At 32.3% G+C, this 19,475-nt stretch carries 22 protein-coding genes; 6 read left to right on the plus strand and 16 right to left on the minus strand.

Annotation, left to right across the window (positions count from 1 at the left end; genetic code table 11):
• Positions 1-29: 29 nt before the first annotated feature.
• Positions 30-1,097: a metallophosphoesterase gene (locus TL18_RS09075; protein ID WP_067044533.1), complete on the minus strand. Its 1,068-nt coding sequence runs from the start codon at positions 1,095-1,097 to the stop codon at positions 30-32.
• A 91-nt stretch (positions 1,098-1,188) separates the two neighbouring features.
• On the opposite strand from TL18_RS09075, the gene TL18_RS09080 reads away from it, so the two are divergent.
• Positions 1,189-2,313, plus strand: coding sequence for an AAA family ATPase (locus tag TL18_RS09080; RefSeq protein ID WP_067044536.1), 1,125 nt, complete (start codon positions 1,189-1,191; stop codon positions 2,311-2,313).
• Between the two features lie 10 nt (positions 2,314-2,323).
• On the opposite strand, the gene hemA is transcribed toward TL18_RS09080, so the two are convergent.
• The 3 genes from hemA to TL18_RS09095 are packed head-to-tail and all read right to left on the minus strand — an operon-like array spanning position 2,324 to position 4,627.
• Complete coding sequence (hemA, locus tag TL18_RS09085) at positions 2,324-3,526, minus strand: glutamyl-tRNA reductase (RefSeq protein ID WP_067044539.1); 1,203 nt, start codon at positions 3,524-3,526, stop codon at positions 2,324-2,326.
• Positions 3,523-4,143: a bifunctional precorrin-2 dehydrogenase/sirohydrochlorin ferrochelatase gene (locus TL18_RS09090; RefSeq protein WP_067045495.1), complete on the minus strand. Its 621-nt coding sequence runs from the start codon at positions 4,141-4,143 to the stop codon at positions 3,523-3,525. Before TL18_RS09090 ends, hemA begins: the two co-directional genes overlap by 4 nt.
• Before the next feature lies 1 nt (position 4,144).
• Positions 4,145-4,627 (minus strand): methanogenesis marker 9 domain-containing protein, encoded by a 483-nt coding sequence (locus TL18_RS09095; RefSeq protein WP_067044542.1) that lies wholly within the window; start codon positions 4,625-4,627, stop codon positions 4,145-4,147.
• Positions 4,628-4,798: 171 nt separating this feature from the next.
• Here TL18_RS09095 and TL18_RS09100 point away from each other — a divergent pair, with 171 nt between their 5' ends.
• Positions 4,799-5,491 carry a M48 family metallopeptidase gene (locus tag TL18_RS09100; protein ID WP_067044545.1) on the plus strand — a complete coding sequence of 231 codons (693 nt, stop codon included), beginning with the start codon at positions 4,799-4,801 and terminating at the stop codon, positions 5,489-5,491.
• A gap of 6 nt (positions 5,492-5,497) precedes the next feature.
• Here TL18_RS09100 and atwA read toward each other — a convergent pair whose 3' ends face one another.
• From atwA to TL18_RS09155, 11 genes are all read right to left on the minus strand, one after another.
• Positions 5,498-7,099, minus strand: a complete 1,602-nt coding sequence (gene atwA, locus TL18_RS09105) for a methyl coenzyme M reductase system, component A2 (protein ID WP_067044548.1) — start codon at positions 7,097-7,099, stop codon at positions 5,498-5,500.
• Between the two features lie 72 nt (positions 7,100-7,171).
• On the minus strand, positions 7,172-7,882 hold the full coding sequence (locus tag TL18_RS09110; RefSeq protein ID WP_067045499.1) for a tRNA-dihydrouridine synthase: 711 nt from the start codon (positions 7,880-7,882) through the stop codon (positions 7,172-7,174).
• A gap of 29 nt (positions 7,883-7,911) precedes the next feature.
• Positions 7,912-8,673: a GTP cyclohydrolase III gene (locus TL18_RS09115; RefSeq protein WP_067044551.1), complete on the minus strand. Its 762-nt coding sequence runs from the start codon at positions 8,671-8,673 to the stop codon at positions 7,912-7,914.
• Positions 8,674-8,693: 20 nt separating this feature from the next.
• The gene (gene cofD / locus TL18_RS09120; RefSeq protein WP_067044553.1) at positions 8,694-9,599 is read right to left on the minus strand and encodes a 2-phospho-L-lactate transferase; all 906 of its coding nucleotides are present in this window, start codon (positions 9,597-9,599) and stop codon (positions 8,694-8,696) included.
• An 8-nt stretch (positions 9,600-9,607) separates the two neighbouring features.
• A complete protein-coding gene (locus tag TL18_RS09125) occupies positions 9,608-10,381 on the minus strand; it encodes a coenzyme F420-0:L-glutamate ligase (protein ID WP_067044555.1) in 774 nt (257 codons plus the stop codon).
• 26 nt (positions 10,382-10,407) lie between these two features.
• Complete coding sequence (locus TL18_RS09130) at positions 10,408-11,034, minus strand: IMP cyclohydrolase (RefSeq protein WP_067044558.1); 627 nt, start codon at positions 11,032-11,034, stop codon at positions 10,408-10,410.
• 13 nt (positions 11,035-11,047) lie between these two features.
• Complete coding sequence (locus TL18_RS09135) at positions 11,048-11,464, minus strand: biopolymer transporter ExbD (protein WP_067044561.1); 417 nt, start codon at positions 11,462-11,464, stop codon at positions 11,048-11,050.
• A gap of 8 nt (positions 11,465-11,472) precedes the next feature.
• Positions 11,473-12,312, minus strand: coding sequence for a MotA/TolQ/ExbB proton channel family protein (locus TL18_RS09140; protein ID WP_067044564.1), 840 nt, complete (start codon positions 12,310-12,312; stop codon positions 11,473-11,475).
• 92 nt (positions 12,313-12,404) lie between these two features.
• A complete protein-coding gene (gene rnhB / locus TL18_RS09145) occupies positions 12,405-13,019 on the minus strand; it encodes a ribonuclease HII (protein ID WP_067044567.1) in 615 nt (204 codons plus the stop codon).
• 44 nt (positions 13,020-13,063) lie between these two features.
• A complete protein-coding gene (locus tag TL18_RS09150) occupies positions 13,064-14,137 on the minus strand; it encodes a rod shape-determining protein (protein ID WP_067044572.1) in 1,074 nt (357 codons plus the stop codon).
• 2 nt (positions 14,138-14,139) lie between these two features.
• The gene (locus tag TL18_RS09155; protein WP_067044575.1) at positions 14,140-14,778 is read right to left on the minus strand and encodes a hypothetical protein; all 639 of its coding nucleotides are present in this window, start codon (positions 14,776-14,778) and stop codon (positions 14,140-14,142) included.
• Positions 14,779-15,207: 429 nt separating this feature from the next.
• Between TL18_RS09155 and TL18_RS09160 the strand changes: the two genes are divergently transcribed.
• From TL18_RS09160 to TL18_RS09175, 4 genes are all read left to right on the plus strand, one after another.
• Complete coding sequence (locus tag TL18_RS09160; RefSeq protein WP_067044577.1) at positions 15,208-15,900, plus strand: archaetidylserine synthase; 693 nt, start codon at positions 15,208-15,210, stop codon at positions 15,898-15,900.
• A 67-nt stretch (positions 15,901-15,967) separates the two neighbouring features.
• Positions 15,968-17,134, plus strand: a complete 1,167-nt coding sequence (locus TL18_RS09165) for a DUF515 domain-containing protein (protein ID WP_067044580.1) — start codon at positions 15,968-15,970, stop codon at positions 17,132-17,134.
• A gap of 38 nt (positions 17,135-17,172) precedes the next feature.
• On the plus strand, positions 17,173-17,889 hold the full coding sequence (locus TL18_RS09170) for a class E sortase (RefSeq protein WP_067044583.1): 717 nt from the start codon (positions 17,173-17,175) through the stop codon (positions 17,887-17,889).
• Complete coding sequence (locus TL18_RS09175; protein WP_067044585.1) at positions 17,890-18,261, plus strand: dihydroneopterin aldolase family protein; 372 nt, start codon at positions 17,890-17,892, stop codon at positions 18,259-18,261. It begins immediately after the preceding gene.
• A 3-nt stretch (positions 18,262-18,264) separates the two neighbouring features.
• On the opposite strand, the gene mfnA is transcribed toward TL18_RS09175, so the two are convergent.
• Positions 18,265-19,422 (minus strand): tyrosine decarboxylase MfnA, encoded by a 1,158-nt coding sequence (gene mfnA / locus TL18_RS09180; RefSeq protein ID WP_067044588.1) that lies wholly within the window; start codon positions 19,420-19,422, stop codon positions 18,265-18,267.
• Positions 19,423-19,475: the final 53 nt, after the last annotated feature.

Consider the following 19,475-nt stretch of genomic DNA (forward strand, 5'->3'; position numbering starts at 1 on the left):
TAATATTTTGACATCAAGTTTAATAAATGCTATGATTTTCTTAATTTTAAGATTACAATCTCAGAATCTGTTCCCCACCTCATTGGAGTATCCATTGAACCTACACCAGTCGTAACATGCAAATATTTTCCCAATTTATTTCTAAATAAACCTTTATTGTATTTAAACATCAAATTAGCAAACCAGACAACCGGATAGAACTGGCCCCCATGAGTGTGGCCGGATAATTGTATATCGAAACCCAACTCAGAAAATTCCTCCCAATAATATGGAACATGATAATTGATAATATTGGTTAAATCAGGATTTAAAATATCTTTATTGATTTTGGGAGATTTCCTATCTTCAAAACTAAAAGTTAAACCATAAATGCTTAAATTTTTAAATTCCATTCTTTCATTATCCAGAACTATGATGTCTGCATTTTTACAGGCCTGAACAACATTATCAATTCCAGGATAGAAATCATGATTTCCAGGTGTGAAAACTATAGGCATATCCACATTTTTAAAATAATCAAAATCGTTTTCATTAACCACGCAAGACCCGTCAGCCAAATCACCTGAAATAATTGCCAGATCACATGTATCTTCAAGTTCAATCAGCTTATCTGCAATTTTGCGAATAACCTCATTATGGCGAACAGATCCGAAATGAACATCAGACAAATGGGCAATATTAATTTCCTGAGATAGATTATCCAATTTTATTGTCTTTTCATTGACAACTAATTTATGAGCTTTATAAAAGTTATAGATTGCTAAAATAGGAACAATCACTATCATTAATGCAATCACTTCTAAAGGGAAATCCACAAACATTCCAATAACATAAATAACTAAGATATCAATTAAAAACATTACTGATGCCCACATCCAAATGCCGTTTATAGTGGATAAGAACCTGCCGAGGACTGTTGATTTTTTAGTTTCAAAAAGGACCGGACCACAATGGATCAAACCTAACAGAACGGCAATTAATATCAAATATGCATCATCCAATCCACCGAATAATAAAAACAGGTATTTCAACAGAAAGTACTGAAATATCATGTATAATGGTGTAATGGACAATACTCTTCTTGTTCTAAAACTCATAAATGAACCTCTTAACATTATTATATTTCAACAAATATTTAAATTATTAAAACAAATGTTAGATGTGTAAAAAATATCGGAGGTGAGTGGTATGAAAAGTGATAATAAAAAGCAAGAAATTAAAACAACTAACCAAAAACAAACTATAAAAGAAACAGAAACCAAAGAATATGCCGAATGTGTTGTTTTAAAACCTGTTGGTTATCCATTCGAGTTTAATTTAATGGATGAAGATATAGAAATAAACAATAAAGAACTGTTTGAAGAATATGCACGCGAACAATGGCTTGGCTTAGTTGTTAAAGAAAATTCACATTTATTCGATCAAAAAATCATACCAGATTACGGTTTTGAAATTATAAAAGCAAAACCAGACAACTCAATAATATCTGAAAATACAAAAATCAAACTCATTACTGATGAATTAAAAAATAAGAAGAAAGAATATGCCCTCAAATCAGATATACTCATTTCAGATATTGTTGGACAAGAAAATGCAAAAAATAAAGTTAAAGTCATAACCAAATATCTGGACAATCCTGAAAAATTTGGGCCATGGGCACCAAAGAACATCCTATTTTACGGTCTTCCAGGTACTGGTAAAACCATGCTTGTTAAAGCAATTTCCAATGAACTTGAAGTTCCATTATATTTAGTTAAAGCAACATCATTAATTGGCGACCATGTCGGAGATGGTGCATCTAAAATACATGATTTGTTCAAAAAGGCCAGTGAAAATTCACCATCAATAATATTTATTGATGAGATTGATGCCATTGCACTTCACAGATCTTTCCAATCACTTAGGGGAGATGTTTCCGAAATCGTAAATTCACTTTTAACAGAAATGGATGGAATCAGTGAAAATGAATCAGTGATAACAATTGGTGCAACCAACAACCCCGGTAGTTTAGATTATGCAGTAAGAAGCAGATTCGAAGAAGAAATAGAATTTAAATTACCTAATGATGAAGAAAGATTAGCCATTTTAGAAAATAATCTGAAAACCATGCCATTAGATTATGATTTGGATTTGGCAAAAATTGTTAAACTCAGCAAAGGATTGACTGGAAGGGACATTAAAGAAAAGATACTTAAGACTGCCCTTCACAATGCAATTGCTAATGATAATGAAATAATCACAATGCAAAATATAGATTATGCAATCAAATCAACAAAAATCAAAAATAAAGATGTTAAAGGAATGTTTGAATAAAACAAACATCCTACTTATCTGAATTAAAAATATACTCACAAGCTGCAATTATATCCTCATTGTCTTCTTTTGCAGCCTTTTTAACTTTTTTAGAAATATCATAAAATATTTTATTTACAATGGAATTTGTTAAATTATCCAATATTTTTACGCTACCATCTACATCAGCCAACTTAACACTAGCTTTTTGAGTTTCACGTTGCCTTATCTCTTCCATAGATGCTCTTAAATTACCAAGTAATTCATCAACTTCCATTATCTTAAAGGATTCTTTAAGTAAAATGAACTCATCATTGATGATATTTTCTGCCTCGCCAAATTCTTTTTTTCTGAGATTTGTATTAATTTCGGCAATTTCCCTTAAATCGTCAATATTAAATGATTTGACACCAAGTTCACGAACATCATCAGAAATGTCACGAGGATTAGCAATGTCTACCATCATTAAATTTTCATAATCCATATCGATGCCTAAAAGACGTTCTTTTGTTATTATGGCATGAGGAGCACTAGTTGCACTAATCACCACATCAGCAGTAGCCAGATATTTTTCTAAATCGTTGAAAAGGATTGCTTCTCCACCCAAATCCTTTGCAAGGTCAACAGCAACATAATATGTCCTGTTTGCAACAAAAATAGCATTCAAATCTTTTTCTGCAAGCGCCTTAGCAACCAATTTACCCATTTTTCCAGCGCCAATTACCAGAACGGATTTATCATCAAGACTGCCTATGTGCTTTTCAGCCAAATCAATTGCTGCAGAGCCGATAGAAACAGATCCCTTATTAATGTTTGTTTTATTTCTGACAACCTGTCCAACATGAATTGCTTTTGTAAAAACAGCATCCAAAACCTTTCCGCAATGATGATTTTTCATTGCTTTGTTTTTTGCATCCTTGACTTGGCCTAGAATCTGGTCTTCACCAACAATCATGGATTCCAATCCGGATGTCATTCTCAACAAATGCATTATAGCAGACTGGCCATATTCAATTACAATGCTTTGGTTTTCATGGGAAAGTAATTCCTCATCTTCAGGAATATAATCATTATTAATATAATACTCTTTCCTATTGCAAGTAGAAATCTCAATATATTCTCCTATTGAATATTTTTCCTGCAATTTCCAGAATAGTTCATCTATATCCTTTGAAATAATTTCCATTGACTGAATATCTGCAATTTTATGGTCAACTCTTAAATTAAGTATCACATTAATCCCCTTATTAAGTTATCAATATAATTTTTAGCTCCGCCAATATCACCCTTTTTAATGAAATTATTGACATTGTCATCTTCAAAAATCTCATAAAGAAAGTTTCTACGGTCCTTTTGGTCTTCAACAATTTCTTTTAATTTATTGCGAGCATAATCTTGAAGTTCGATTTCTAAAATATCCTCTTCAGTAATAATTGATTGAATTTTTTTTCTAAGTTGGCGAGCCATTAATGGACTTTTTCCATTTGTAAAAATAGATATTTCAATTTCTCCAATATTAAAGCTTGTAGGAACAATTATATCCCCTTTTTGTGGAAAATCTGCCCTATTAACCAATTTATCTTGAGCAATTCCACAAACATATTCTGACAACTCTTCATCGCCACTGGCTACAACAACCAAATCAGCCCACTTAACCAACTCATCAACATCATCAGTGGAACATAAGACAGCCCCCTTACATTCCAATTCATCTGTTAAATGATTTCCAGCTAATTTTACATTAGCTCCATGAGTTAAAAATTTATTCGCTCTTCTAGTTGCAACTTCGCCGGTGCCTAAAATAAAAACATTCAAATCAGTTGTTTTTAAATAAAGAGAAGTCCAATCCATTTTAATCAGAATTTTCAAGAGATCTGGCATGTAAAACTTTTACAGCAGCTCTCAAATCATTATCACATTCAGTTAAAACATTCATCGCTTCTAGTTTTGTAACATGGAATGTTTCAGCCAATGCTTCAGCTCTTTCATCAGGATTAGGTTTATTAACACCAACTAACCTTTCTGATAATTCTTTTTTTAAGTCTAAATACTCTTCATGACTCATTCCCATATTCCTTAAAGTCATGTCTCTTAATGGGCAAGGTTTAGATGGTTTACAACACCATACAAGTGATCCAAAACAAGTTCCTGCTCCTTCACCTAATCTAGTTTCTTTCCCAAATTGAATTTTAATGTTAATAAACTCTTGAGGAGTTAAATTAACTTCTTGTAATGCATTTAACACTGGACATGGTTTTACTGGAGGACAACAAAAAGCAAGTCCCCTGACGTCTCCTCCTCTACAAATGTGAGATGGTGCATCTTCCCAAGTCATAATAAACCTCCAAATTCATTCATCTATGTGAATTAATAATCATTAATTATAAAATAATAATATAATTTATTTGAAGAATGAATATATAATCTTTTTTATAAAAGATATATAATCCAAATAATTGATGAAAATATTTTTAAAAGCTCCTATACAATTTTTATATAGAAAATCATGACACCGGAAAAAATAATAATTGAAGATTTGACAATTATCCTAGAGAGAAAAAACATTAAAAACATGTATCTTCGCGTTTTACCACCGAATGGAGATATAAAAGTATCAGCCCCATTATTCATATCCGATAAAGATATCCAAAATTTCATAAAATCCCGTAAAGATTGGATTTTAGAAAAGCAAAAGCTAATTTTGGAAAATGACATCAAAATGCCATTGAAATACAAAAGTGGAGAAACTCATTACTTATGGGGAAAAGCATACAGATTACAATTGATTCAAAATGACAAGATAAAGCGCGTATTTATTGATGAAGATAAATCAATTATTTACTTGCCGGTGCCAAAAAGAAGTACAATCGAAAAAAGAGAGAAAATAATAACTGATTTTTATAGAACAGAACTTCAAAAGGCGATTCCTCCAGTTTTAGATAAATGCTGCAAAATTGTTGGAAAAACCCCTTCAGAAGTTAAAGTTAGAAAAATGAAAAATTGGGGTAATTGCAGATGGCAGGATAAGATAATAACACTAAATTTGAATTTGGCAAAAAAAGACCCAATATGTTTGGAATATGTCATGATACATGAATTATGTCATCTGATAGAATTTAATCATGGAAAAAAATTTAAAAAATTAATGGACAAGTTTTGTCCAAATTGGAAAGAAATAAAAAAAATATTAAATGAATAAGAAGAATTATCTATTGTCTTTAAGCATGTCTTCTTTTTCATCTACTGTTAATTTTTCAACGATCTCTTCAGGAGTACCAATATCAAGGAGTTTACCTCCTCTCATTAAAGCAGCCCTGTCACAAACATCTAAAACGAAGTCCATATCGTGGGAAACTATGATAAATGTTTGTTCTAATTCAGTACGAGCTTTTAATATAGAATCTGATACGATAACACGAGTAACAGGATCCATAGTACCTGTTGGTTCATCTAAAAGAATCAAATTAGGTTCTTTAATTAAAACTTGTGCCAAAGCGACCCTATGTTTTTCACCCACACTTAATTGGTCAGGGTATTTGTCAAGGATACTTACTGCAACATCATCACTAAATCCAACAGTAGTCAATGCATGAATAGCCTTAATTTTACCAAATTCCGCAGGTAAATTTAAACTGATTGCATCAGTTAAATTTCCAAGGATAGTTCTGTGAGGATATAATGAATATTCTTGGTGCAATAAACCGATATAAGGCATGATACGTCCACGATTAAGAGGACCTACTTTAGTCATGTCAATCCATTCGTCACCAAGCTTGATTTGGATATTACCTCCACTTGGTTCTGTTAAACCAATTAACATCCGGGTAGTGGTTGTCTTACCAGAACCGCTTAACCCTACAATACCGAAGATTTCTTCTTTATTAATTGTTAAGTTAACACCGTCTACAGCTTTAACTACCCCACGTTCAATGGAATAATAGTGTTTTTTAACATCTTCAAGAACAACTTCCGGTTCTCCGAATTCAGGAATTTCAGGTTTTTTAGGAACAGGAACAGTAGCCATGAATTCTTCAACTACTTTATGAGGATCTCCTTCTTCTTTAATTTGGCCATCCTCTAACCAAATAACATTATCGGCAAGTTCAGTCATTACTTCAGGCCAATGAGAAGTGATTAACATGGTGATTCCTTCATCTTTAACACCTTCTTTTAAGGTATTGTGAAGTTTTACTGCAGTTTGTGGATCTAAAGTACCGGTAGGTTCATCAGCTAGGAACATCATAGGAGATTTAGCTAATTGTCTTGCAAGTACGACTCTCTGTTTTTCACCACCACTTAAATCACGAGCAATGTGAGTAACCCTATGGTTCATCTGAACCATTTCTAATAATTCTAAAGCATCATAAATGCCTTCTTCATATTCTTTACCTTCAGGCATTGCCCTCATTACATTTTCAATTACGGTTTCTTCATCATATAATGCGAAGTTACGTTGTAACATGATGGAAATTCTTCTTTTAATACTTGCAAATAATTTTCTTTCAGCATTAAAGAAATCTACTTCTCTAAGTTCTAAAGTTCCCCCACAATTACATTTTTCGCCTGCATGTGATGGGGAATCCACTGCCAAACATTTAGGACAAACGGCCACATTGAATATAATCTGACCATCATCAGGCTTATAATCCAATGTACCTCTTAACATGTTGATTAAAACAGATTTTCCACTTCCACTACGTCCCAAAATACCTAAAGTCTCTCCTTCACTAATCTTCAAATTAATATCTTTAAGAATATCAACACCATCAAAAGTTTTTCTAATATTCTTAAGTGTTATAAAATCCATGAAATCACCTATTGAAATAATTTATATTTTAAACTATTAATATAAGTTTCTAATAACAATTGTTTTAAAAAATTAAAAATTAGTAATATTAAAATCCAAATTGCCTGAAATAATTGAACGTGCTATTGAAAAACCATAAACTCCTGTATCAATCATTTTTTTGACGTTTTCCTGTGAGTTTACAGAATTATTTCCAATAACTTTAATTGAAACATTATTACAAATTTCTCTCAAAAGTTCCCAGTCAGCTTCAAAGACACCTTTCTTCATTGCATCAATATGCAAATAATCAGCACCGGCATCTTCAATCAGATTAGCAATATTTAGAGTATCAATACCCTCGACATTTGCTCTGATTTTAACTGAAACTTCACTATCAACATTATCAACAATTTGAGAGATGAAATCACTTAAATCATCTCTTTTCAACATTTCCTGGCCACAACCTATATCTAAAATTTCGTTTTGGCGACAATGACAGTTAATCTCAACAATATCTAAATCTTTAATATTGCCTATTTCAATAATTGGTTGCGGAGTTGTTGATCTAACATTTGCTGAAACTTTCACATTGCTGTGAACTTTTTTGATTGAAGCAACTTCATTTTCTATATGATTAAAAATCACATCCTCAGGAAAATGGAATTCTTTTCTTCCTCTTTCAATGATTTTTTTGCTTGCTTCAATTGTGGGGCGGTCTAAACTGTATCCACCCAAAGTAGCTACATTAAAACCATAGGGAATAACTTTATTTAAAAAATCAGCGTCAGTTATTCCCGCCATTGGGGCAACTACTTTAAGCATGATTATCCTCAATATTCTTTTTCAATGACCCATGTCCACATTTCATTATTGTGAGCGCGGATTTCTTCAAGCCCGATATCAGCCATATATGCGGCATCTTCAGCATTTTTACCTCTACCGATTCCAGCTTTGAGTTTGATACCTATCTCATTATCAATTTCGACCATTATATCTTCGATTTCTTTTTCGGATAACCCGTTACATGGAGACATGAAATTATCTCCACCAATGAAGAACAATAATGCTCCTTTTTTGATTAATTTAGTCATTAAATAATGTTGAGCTTTATTTACCATGAAGCTTGTATCAAAAGCAGATTCTATATCAGTTAAGGTTTCTGTAACACTATTAATATCAATGTGAGCTGCTTGGACAAAACTATCTTCTTCACTTACTAAACTATCTACAGCCAATATCTCTTTTCTTTCTCCAGATTGAGCACTTCCCGCCTTTTGTAATGCTATTGTTGCTAGTTTTTGAGCTTCATGAGGTGTTTCAGCAGCACCTACACCCATACTTATAGTTATTGGATATCTGTTTCTAATAGATCTTTGAATTCTTAAATGGTCCTCTTCATTAAGACCATTTGAAATTGCAAGTAAGTTATCAAATCTGGTAAAGAAAACTAAACCTTTTTTATTTCCAAAATGATTATTTAAATCAGCGAACAAACTCGCTTGAAGCATTTGCAAATCAGATTCAGTTCTTGGCCTTGGAGTAACAGTCCAAGGACCATAATTGTCAATTTGTATTAAAGTCATTTGTATCATTGAATAACCGCCTCTTCCTATTAAGGAATATCATCAATAATAATTTTAGCTAAATTTTTCTTAGCATCTAAATTATTCATTATAGTATTTGTAACTATTACCTTATTAATTATTTGGTTTACCAAAACTTTTTTATCCTCATCTTTATTATCGATTACTATTGTGTCTAAGAAATCCTCATACAATGATGCGACACCTACTGATGAAACATCAATACCTAACGCTTTCATAAATTTGCTGGCAGGACCTGAAACAGAGTCCGAACCAATAATTGGAGATACAGCAATTACATGAGTGTCTTTTAGAGCCTCACGAACACCCTCTAATGATAAAATAGGTGAAATTGAAGTAATTGGATTTGACGGACCGATAATCACCGCCTGAGAATTTTTTATAGCGTCAATAATTCCATCTGTTGGATTGACATCAGAAAATTTGATGTCCAATACTTCAGGCTGAGATTGATGTTTAATTAAAAAATCATGAAATTCCAATTCACCGATATCTGTGAAGATTTTTATATCAGAATTCTCTTCACTCATTGGAATGATTCTTGAAGCAATGCCCATATTTTTTGATTGAATCTCACATGCCTTGCTTAAACCATACTTTTTCATTAATTGTGTCTTTTGTATTTTGGTTGCACGGTCAATATCACCAATCCTAAGTAATTCCGGACATCCGATCTCTTCAAGTCTTTCATGAGTGATAAAGGTATCGCCCTTAACACCATACCACAATTCATCATTAATCAAGTCAGACATTGTGTATAATACAGTATCAATATCTGCAGAAACATAAACACCGGAAAAATAATCGTTTTCCAAGGTATTTACAACTATAGTCAAATTTGCAGGATCGATAATCTCTTTTAAACCTTGCAACAACTTAGGAGTACCAGTTCCGCCAGAAAAAACAGTAATCATAATATCACTCATTTCCTAAATACATCGAATTCCTTTGGCATGAGGACAGGTTTGATATTTGAATTTACATCCCTTAATTTATCAAAACTATCAAATCCTCTAATAATAACTACCGGGAGACCTTCATCAGCTTGACCCATTATAAGAGATGCTGCAGAAGACAGTTCATCACATGTTGCAATTTCGGTAGTTTCAAGCTCCCTACCATATAAATCCTTTTCACCAACTCTTCTCCAAATAGGAGATATTCCAGAACATCCAATTGCAGTACCTATTGCACCGAATCTGAATGCTCTTCCCTGAGTATCTGTAATAATAACTGCAATTTCTTCGCCAAATTCCTTTTCTAAGAATTCGCGAATTTGAGATGCTGATTTATCCGCATCTTTAGGCATTGGAGTAGCTAAACCATCACCCACATTGGATTCATCAATACCTGCATTAGCGCAAACAAAACCTTGAATTGTTTCGGTAATGATGAAACTTGGCCCCACTTCAACAATTTCATTGGACTGTTGAATAATAGCTTCAACTAATTTAGGGTCTTTTCCGGATTTTTCAGCTAATTCAATAGCTTGTTGTGATGGAACTAATTCATTTAATTTTATGAAGTTCTCTTCAGCTTTTGAAATTAAAGTTTCAGCAATCAATACAATATCCCCATGATTAAGGCCACAACCTTGTTCTTCAATTGCTTCTTTAATAATTTTTGAAATATCGCTGCTGCCATCAACAATAGGAATATTCTCTAAACCAAATAATTCAATTCTCATAATAACCATCTGAAAAAATTAAAAAAAAGAAAAAATTATGGATTATAGACATCAATAGTCCATTCTCCATCAAAAACAGCTGCTGAAGAAGTTACAGGCTTTTCATATTCTGCAAAAGTACCTTCATCAAAAATAAATTTGGCTGCATCAGCAGATGTTTTCGCATCAAATTCAACAACATCATATACTTGACTACCATATGTTGAAATAAATCCTGCCTTACCGTATGGGACTTGTTCAACTAAAATCTTATTATCGTTGACAATTCCAATATAACACTCATAGTCTTCTTCATTGTCGGCATATTTGACAACGGCTGCGATTCTAGGAGTATTATAATCATCTTTCTCGTAATCCATTGTAAGTAATGAATATGCAAGTGCATCTTTAATATTCATTCCTAAAGCAAGTTTATCTGCTATAACATCAGTTTGAGAACCGTTGGATACGATAGCCATATTTTCTACAATGCGAATACAATTGTAAGCGATATAAGTATTCACATAAAAATCTTTCTCAAATCCTTCTTTTGGCACAACAGCTGCACGTTCATCAAATTTTAGACATTGCCTATTAGGAAATGACCTGCTTGAAACTCTGTATGCGACAAAAGGTTTGCCTTCACTATTCATTCCTGTTGATAAAATTCTTCCAGTATACATTTTCATCCCTCGATTAAAGTTGCGGCTTTTGAACTGCCTTTTCCGGTGAAATTCCATTAGGTGTGATAATATTAATTTCTCCAGGTTTAATGATTATTTGACCTTCATCCATTACTTTTGCTTGCACTCCAACGGCACTGCCCGATATTGCATCGGAACGGTCTTGACCGTTAACGGTCACTTTATGCAAATTGGCTACAGGCACTATATAATATTCTTGATCACCTGAAACATCAGTCACATTAGGTTTTCCACTTGCATCTTGCGCAACATCAGAAGCATCATTTGTTTGAACATCTGTAGCTGAAAAATTACTAGTTACAACTAAAAATATCATTATTGTGAATAGAATATCAATAAACGGGACTAAATTGATACTTGGGGTTTGATCTGAAATTTTCTTTTTATGTTTTCCAACATCAATTGCCATCTTATCACCTATTGTTTTAGTTTACTTTCGGTAATTTCAGCATTAACATTACATTTTTCTAATATAATATTTGATATACTTTTATCAAGCATACTTGGCTTAAAGGAAACTTTTATATTCGCATAAGGATCGGAAATTAACCTTGTGTTAACAACACCTTCAGCTTCCTGCAATGCATCAAGAGCGCATTCGACATTAGAATCCACCCTAACTTTAACAACCGCGTAACCCCAGTTGGTCATTTTTGTAGCAAGCTCAATCTTATCCATCTCTGCTTCAATAAGCCCTTGGATATATGTATACAACGGCAATAATACAATAGCAACTAAAAGACCCATAATGGTGGTTGTTAAAGCCACATAAATACCTTCCGCCATTGCAGCAGAATCAGGATGAACGCCTAAAGATTTAAAAGTCATCCAAATACCAATAACAGTACCGATTAAACCTAAAAAAGGAGCCAATTCGGTTAAAGTTTTTATTGTACTCATTCCTTTAGTCATTTTAGCAACTTCAACAATGAAGATTTGCTCCATACTCTCTTCCACTTCGGTTTTGTTTTTATAACCGATTTTTAAAGTTTCGGAAATAATCCTAGAAATAGGATTCTTAAAACCATTAATTTGTTTTAAAGCTTCAACAGCACCACCCCTTTCCATTGAGGCTGTAACTACACCAAATATTTCAGTTGTATCCACTTTACTAATTTTTCTAAGATATGCAATCTTTCTTAATGCAATAATGAGACCATATATACCAACGAATAAAATTATATATGTAATTATTCCACCTTGGGTAAAAATCTCCACTATTCCATCAATAATAGGCATAATAAACTCAATAATCATTTTAATCCTCTATATAAAATTACATTGAAAAACCATTTATGAAAATAGATTTATTAATTCCCATACTTAAAATTATTTAAAAAAGAAAAGAATTATTTCATTTTAGAAACGGTTGCCCAAGACCTTCTTACAAAATCAGGCATTTCATCATAAGTGTAATTTGATAAAAATTTTTTTGTTGTTGGATCTGAAGGATAGCCCGAACCTATTCCACCGGATTTAATGTATTCCTTATTAAGTTCAGAAATATAGGAATCCCTTTCAGCTTTAGCAATAATTGAAGCAGCACTCACCTCAATATATTTATCATCAGCCTTATGTTCAGCTATAACATTTAGACCAGTGTCATTACGTAAATTTTCTTGAAATCTTTCTGCTTTTACATCTACAGCATCAACAATAGCTTTTTCGGGTTTTAATTTTAAAAGAATACTCTCCATAGCATTTTTCTCAATTTCATTAAGATTCACGCCATCAGCCCTTAACTCATCGATTTCACGGGCTGAAATTACAACAATTTCATACTCAAACATTTTTCGTAACTTTCTAGATAGAATAGTTCGTCTGTTTGGAGTAAGTCTTTTAGAATCTTTAACACCCATTCTTTCAAGGACCTTATCCATTTTTTCAGGAACAATGACCCCTGCAATAACCATAGGCCCTAAAACAGATCCTCTACCAGCTTCATCAATGCCCAAAATGTCCATAAAAATCAGTAAAAAAAGAAAAGAAAAGAAATAAATAAGATTATTTATTTCATAGCTTTTAAACGAACTTCAGGTTCTAAAGCGAGAGGTTCAGCAGCAACAATAGCTGTACCTTTTGCTACAACAGTCATAGGATCATCGGAAACTTCAATAGGAATGGAAATCTCATCGAAAATCCTAGTTTTCATACCGCGAAGTCTGGAAGATCCGCCTACAGCAACAGCGTTATTATATACTCCCATCATCAATTCTGGAGATAATCTTTCTAAGATTAAGTTCAATCCAACAACAATTTGTTGCATGAACGGTTCTACAGCATCTGCAACAAGCATGGAATCAATTATAACTTTTTTAGGTCTGTTAGTCTCTAAGGATTTACCGATTACTTCAACACTTAAGTTTTCAAGTTGTTCTGAACTGTGCACCATACCCACTTCAATTTTCGCGGATTCAGCATCATGAATACCAATAGCTACATCATATTTCTCTGCTACAAGTTCGACGATTCTATTATCAACATCGTCTCCACCACATCTAACAGTTTCAATATCATTAATACCACCAAGAGAAATAATTACAATATCAGTTGATCCGGCACCTATATCCACAACCATAGTTCCGTTAGGTTCTGCAATAGGTAAACCTGCACCAATAGCGGCTGCTAATCCTTCACTAATTACTAAGATATTTTGTGCGCCAGCTTTTCTACCAATCTCTTCAGCAGCATTCTTTTCTACTTCGGAAGCATCCCCTGGAATACCAATGACAATTCTTCCAACACGTTCTCCTTCATTAATGCCTATTTGCATAGCTTTAATTAACAATGCTTGTGCTTGAACAACATTTTCAATAACACCTTTTTTCAAAGGCCTTACTGCGAGAATATCTTCAGGAGTTCTACCTAGCATTCTTTTAGCTTCTTCACCTACAGCCAAAACTTCTGAAGGGTCGTCTTTTTTAACTGCGACAACAGAAGGAATTTGATATAAATCAAATTTATCGCCTGCAGGCTTTGCAATTACTGTGTTTAAAGTTCCTAAATCGATTCCTAAACTATTGCTAATAACTTTAGTGTCACTAACTTGTGGTTCTTCCTCTTCTCTTCCAAAAATATTCATGATTAATCCTCCGTTACAATATCTTTAAAATCTATAACGAAAATTCGGTTAGATGTAGCTATACTTTGAACTTTTCTAATATCTTCATCGTTATCAACAGAAATTAAAATTGTTGATAAAACTACTTCATTTGCAGTATAAAATGGTTTTAAAGCAGATTTGATGAAGTTTGGTAGTTTGACTTGGTTACTTAAATCCATATCGATGAAACCAGTAGTTTGTGATTCTTGTAAAATTGCAAAAGGTATTCTTGATTTTTCTATTTTAGATACAGAATCTTTAATTGCATCTTCTGGTGCTATGAATACCATCAAATTTGATTCATCAGACAGGTATCCTCTTAAAATCCTAACATAAGCTCCGCCACATTGTTTTGAAAATGTTTTGAACTCATTAATAAGGATGGAATTACCGTAAAGCATGATAAAATCAAATTTTTTATCCAAATTACCCTCAGTTAATATTACATGTTCCCTAAATAAGATTTTAACACTATGATTGGATGCAATAGCCTTATAAGCCATTTCATCTATTAAATCTGAATTTCCTGCAATTACACACCAGGTTTTTTCGATGGTATTTAGACCATCATGAGAAACCCTTGCCGCCTGCATAAGAACACGTATATTCTCTTCTATCATTTAATTACTCGCATCAATATTAATTTAAGTTTATTTAACTAAAACGAGCATAATATTTATTTAAAAATATCAAATTTAATAAAATCACTATTAAATCTAACATTTAAAATTAAATAAATAATTAAATGCACGATAAAGTCTAACAATTAATATTTATTAAAAACATTATTATATATATTTTATCGTTTATTGTGATTTTTTAAAATAATATGCAAATAGTTACTTAAAAAAGAAAAAAAAGAAAAAAAATAAATAAAAAATAAAAACATAATTATTAATAGAACTGAATTGTTAAAAGATAAAATAATTTATTAATTAGAATAAAAATAACATGTTTTAATTAATAAATAAGGAAATGCATTAAAAATAAAACAAAAAAAAGATAAAATTAATAAGAAGTGAGATGAAAAGTATTACTGGAGTTTGAATATGGAAATTAAAGACACTAGAATGAAAGAATTTATAGCAATATCAGACATTATTTCATTATTAAATATGAGTTCAGGATTTTTATCCATAATTTGTTCTATAAATCAAAATTTCCATTTGGCAGCTATCCTAATGATAATTGCAATCATATTCGACTCATCAGATGGTTGGGTAGCACGTAAAACCAATAGACATGATGAATTAGGTTTCGGGAAAAATATCGATTCATTGTCAGATATCGTTTCATTTGGAGTTGCTCCAGCAATATTTCTTTATACTTGCATTAACACCACCCCAAGCATTTTTCAAATAGTAGTAATATTAACTAGCTTATTTATTGTAATCTGTGGAGTTTTAAGATTGACACGCTACAATGTAATATCAGATAAGATTAAAACCAGCGGATTCATCGGATTTCCAATCCCTGGAATATCCTTAATCATTGCTTCATTTTATCTAAGCGGATTGTTCAATCCCTATATTGCAATAATATTAAGCATCATAGTTTCACTGATTATGATAAGTAACATCAAATATCCTAAATTTGATAACATGCCATTAATAGCCATTTCTTGCATATTAATCCTGATATTAATTCTCCCAATTGACATTATCTTATTTAATATCAACATTCCTGCATTAATATTACTGTTATTCTGTCTATACTACCTAATAATTAATTTAATTAAATAATTGAGCAATCAATACTCCTATTAATTAAATTGCCATCTATACCCATTGAATATTAGGAGTATGAATAATGAATAATAAAAAACCAAGAGATCCATTATACCCCAAAGGTTTTGAAGAAACAAAAGAACTGAAAAAACAGATTAGTGAAAATTATCCAAAACCTAATAAAAAAGATGACGAACTTAATCTATTGAAGAAACTGAACCATAAAATCGGAGTATATTTGACTCCAAATTCCGTTGAGATAACTGATGATGAAAAAAAGAAGAAGATTGGCGTTTTAATTACAACATTAATCCTAATAACAATCATCAGTTCAGCTTATTATTTCTTAATCTATGAACCCGCACAAGAGGAATTGACACTTAAAAAGACAACAAAACTCAATGAATTACATGAGTTATACTGTGGAGCATTAACATCATCCCCCAATGAATATTATCTGGAAAAGAAAATAAAGGATGCTAATGACCCCCATGAAGTTGAACAGATAAACATTTTGACACCCGCAACCAAAGACTGGAAAACATTTCATAAAAAATCAATCTATTCAAACCACGACAAATACAATAGAACAATGGCTATTTATTCAAATGAAAGTAAAAACATTATTCTGCCTATGAACAAAGCAATAAAGATTGTAAATGAAAATAATGCTGAAATACTATCAAAAATACGTTTTGAAGAACCTAACACAGTTTCCGTGCCAATCTTAATTTCAAGACTGCAGGCAGGGGCAGGGCTCATTAATGTAGGCAGCATTGTAGACATTTATACGAACAACAATTACACTAATCAAAGCAATCTGACCAATTCCAGCCCAGACATAAGCGGTTGTACAGTATTATCTATAATGAGATATGAAGAAAACGGGGAAATTGATTCAGAATATTCTAAATCAAATACAATAGTTAAAGGCAATAACACAAATCCCAATGAGAATACGAAAAAATTCTCGTCAGATGTTTTGGAGCTTATAAAGGCATCAATAATAAACGGCTATGATGAAGAAGAAACATTTGGGCTACTCAAGGATTACGGTATAAAATTATCCAATTATGAACGGCAGATAAATTTAGGAGATTTAAATGCTCAATATATGCTTTTAATTGAAACACCACAGGATAAAGTTGATTATCTATTGAACAATATGGATAACATCGTATTGACAATACCTACATCAAATGCGCCTGATTGGATGATTTTAGAAATTAATTCAACATACAATAATTAAGAAAAATTATTATATATGTATAATACAAAATTGATAGTATGAACAAACCGAGAATTTCAACAATAATCATTATTATTTGTATATTAATAGCAGGTTTATATGCAATGGGGGAAGTCAATTATTTTGCTTCAAAAATTCATATTGAGAACAATATTGAAGCACCAACCGTTGTAATACCTTCTATTGGAGTGAATGAAAAAATCAATACGGAATCACTAAATCAAGGCGTTTTACAAGATCCTGCGGGAGTTACCCCTGGAGACGGCGCCATCGTATTATATGGGCATAGGACTTTGCAAGGATCACCATTCCTGAGATTAAATGAACTTAAGAGCGGAGATACCATACTATTAGAATGGCCCGGTGTTGGCGAAATAAAATATGCTGTTTCAGACAGTTATATTGTTCCTGCATCATATTCTGCAGAATTTAGTGGAAATAAAGTATTCTTAATCACATGTGATCCAATCGGTTCAACAGAAAACAGGCTGATTATCGAAGGGGACATGGTGGAACAAAATCCCATAAATGAGGAAATTATTAAAGATAATCCTCAAGAATCAAATGCATTTTTAATATCAGCTGCATTCCTTATCCTTGGACTTATCCTCACTTTTATTTATCCTAAGGACAACAGGGCATATATCTTTATTACAGTGATATTAGTTTCTGCTTTGTTATTCTTCTTCTGCTTTAGTCCAATCCCATCTGAACTGATTTATGATAAGATAATATTCTTAAACGGAGGATTATAATTGGACGTTGATGAAAAATACTTTTCAAACATAACTTCAAGAGAAAGGGCGATATTTGAAGGTGCAATAAGCATGGGCGCTCTTTTTCACCAATTTGTCGGAACACCAGTTAACAAAGATTCCAAAAATAGCCTAGAGAGATGTATGGAAGAATCTCTAAAACTACAGCCAGCAATTGAAAATGTGGAAGTTAAAATCAGATTTGATAAACTAGAAGAGTCAATGACCGAATTTGACTACACCTCCCTTAACGGAGATATGCTGGATGTTAAAATCCATACAAAAGTAGATAACATAAAAGCAGTAATACGGATAGAGTTCATTGAAGAACTCAATTATCCTTTAATGTATGTTGAAAATATAGAAGATTAGAAGTTAAAATATTTCTTTTAAATCTTCTAATAATTCTTTTAAATGATTTAATTTTATATGATTCATTAAAACAATGCGTATAGCCACCGGACATTTAGCAACAGAAACTTTCCAACCACGTGCTCCTAATTTTTCCGCCAGTTCATTAGTTTCAATACTTGGATGGTTAAAAGCAACGATGTTTAATTCCGGCTCGCAGATAACCTCATAACCTAATTTTTCCAGTTCTTCCTTAAAGAATATTGTATTGTCCATTAAATTCCTAATAATATTACAATAGCCTTCTTTTCCAAAATATTTCATTATAGCATATGTTGCTGCTGATGAAGCACCTAGACGAGTACCTACGATTGTAGATTGTGTTTTGACAGTCAGATATGGTGAATCAACAGCCATCACTTCCAGATATTCTTCTTTTCTAAAAAGAATACCTCCAGCAGGAATTGGTGCCAAACCCATTTTATGAGGATCCACAGTAATAGAGCAAACACCCGGAAGAGAAAAATCAAAAACAGGCAAATCAAAACCGATTTTTCTTAAAAATGGAATGGAAAAACCACCAAAAGCGGCATCAACATGGAAATAAATATTATTCTCAAGAGCAATTTTGGAGATTTCATCAATCGGATCAACCAACCCCAGTTCAGTAGTGCCCGCAATTGCTACAATAGCTACAGTTTTATCAGAAATTAATTTCTTGACAGATTCAACATCAGTCTTATAATTTTCATCCAATTCTGCCTCTACAATTTTGAGGTTCAGCATGTCTGCAGCCTTCTTAAATGAAAAATGAGCAGATTCCGGGACAATAATCTCTCCATCAATAATACCCTTATATTTTCTGGCATGATTTCTTGCAGCACGAATTGCCATTAAATTAGCTTCAGTGCCCCCGGTTACAATATGCCCATAAGGATTATCAATAGACAACAGTTCACCAATAGACTTTATAACTTCACATTCAATTAATTTAGTTCCTTTAAAAAGTCCCGGGTCACCTAAATTGGTATCTAAAAATTTAAAATAAACTTCCTTTGCAAAAGGATGTGCTTCAGTGCACATTGATCCTAAAATCCTTCCATCGGAATAATCATAATCTAATTTGTGAAACTCTGACAGTTCCTTTAGAATTTTTTCTTTATCAACGGGTTTATCATCCATAAAATAACCTAATTCAACATAATTTAATAAAAATAAAAAAGAAAAAAGAAAGA

Source organism: Methanobrevibacter sp. YE315, from assembly GCF_001548675.1.
Classification (GTDB): Archaea; Methanobacteriota; Methanobacteria; order Methanobacteriales; family Methanobacteriaceae; genus Methanocatella.

What these genes read in the sequence shown, in the direction of transcription:
- TL18_RS09095 (WP_067044542.1), bottom strand. Translation starts at nt 4,627, where the DNA reads ATGACTTGGGAAGATGCACCATCTCACATTTGTAGAGGAGGAGACGTC.
- TL18_RS09115 (WP_067044551.1), bottom strand. Translation starts at nt 8,673, where the DNA reads ATGATACAAATGACTTTAATACAAATTGACAATTATGGTCCTTGGACT.
- TL18_RS09170 (WP_067044583.1), top strand. Translation starts at nt 17,173, where the DNA reads ATGAACAAACCGAGAATTTCAACAATAATCATTATTATTTGTATATTA.
- TL18_RS09150 (WP_067044572.1), bottom strand. Translation starts at nt 14,137, where the DNA reads ATGAATATTTTTGGAAGAGAAGAGGAAGAACCACAAGTTAGTGACACT.
- TL18_RS09080 (WP_067044536.1), top strand. Translation starts at nt 1,189, where the DNA reads ATGAAAAGTGATAATAAAAAGCAAGAAATTAAAACAACTAACCAAAAA.
- TL18_RS09165 (WP_067044580.1), top strand. Translation starts at nt 15,968, where the DNA reads ATGAATAATAAAAAACCAAGAGATCCATTATACCCCAAAGGTTTTGAA.
- mfnA (WP_067044588.1), bottom strand. Translation starts at nt 19,422, where the DNA reads ATGGATGATAAACCCGTTGATAAAGAAAAAATTCTAAAGGAACTGTCA.
- rnhB (WP_067044567.1), bottom strand. Translation starts at nt 13,019, where the DNA reads ATGGACATTTTGGGCATTGATGAAGCTGGTAGAGGATCTGTTTTAGGG.
- TL18_RS09100 (WP_067044545.1), top strand. Translation starts at nt 4,799, where the DNA reads ATGACACCGGAAAAAATAATAATTGAAGATTTGACAATTATCCTAGAG.
- TL18_RS09110 (WP_067045499.1), bottom strand. Translation starts at nt 7,882, where the DNA reads ATGGCGGGAATAACTGACGCTGATTTTTTAAATAAAGTTATTCCCTAT.
- atwA (WP_067044548.1), bottom strand. Translation starts at nt 7,099, where the DNA reads ATGGATTTTATAACACTTAAGAATATTAGAAAAACTTTTGATGGTGTT.
- TL18_RS09160 (WP_067044577.1), top strand. Translation starts at nt 15,208, where the DNA reads ATGGAAATTAAAGACACTAGAATGAAAGAATTTATAGCAATATCAGAC.
- TL18_RS09140 (WP_067044564.1), bottom strand. Translation starts at nt 12,312, where the DNA reads ATGATTATTGAGTTTATTATGCCTATTATTGATGGAATAGTGGAGATT.
- TL18_RS09075 (WP_067044533.1), bottom strand. Translation starts at nt 1,097, where the DNA reads ATGAGTTTTAGAACAAGAAGAGTATTGTCCATTACACCATTATACATG.
- TL18_RS09135 (WP_067044561.1), bottom strand. Translation starts at nt 11,464, where the DNA reads ATGGCAATTGATGTTGGAAAACATAAAAAGAAAATTTCAGATCAAACC.
- TL18_RS09090 (WP_067045495.1), bottom strand. Translation starts at nt 4,143, where the DNA reads ATGGATTGGACTTCTCTTTATTTAAAAACAACTGATTTGAATGTTTTT.
- cofD (WP_067044553.1), bottom strand. Translation starts at nt 9,599, where the DNA reads ATGATTACTGTTTTTTCTGGCGGAACTGGTACTCCTAAGTTGTTGCAA.
- TL18_RS09130 (WP_067044558.1), bottom strand. Translation starts at nt 11,034, where the DNA reads ATGTATACTGGAAGAATTTTATCAACAGGAATGAATAGTGAAGGCAAA.
- TL18_RS09155 (WP_067044575.1), bottom strand. Translation starts at nt 14,778, where the DNA reads ATGATAGAAGAGAATATACGTGTTCTTATGCAGGCGGCAAGGGTTTCT.
- TL18_RS09125 (WP_067044555.1), bottom strand. Translation starts at nt 10,381, where the DNA reads ATGGTTATTATGAGAATTGAATTATTTGGTTTAGAGAATATTCCTATT.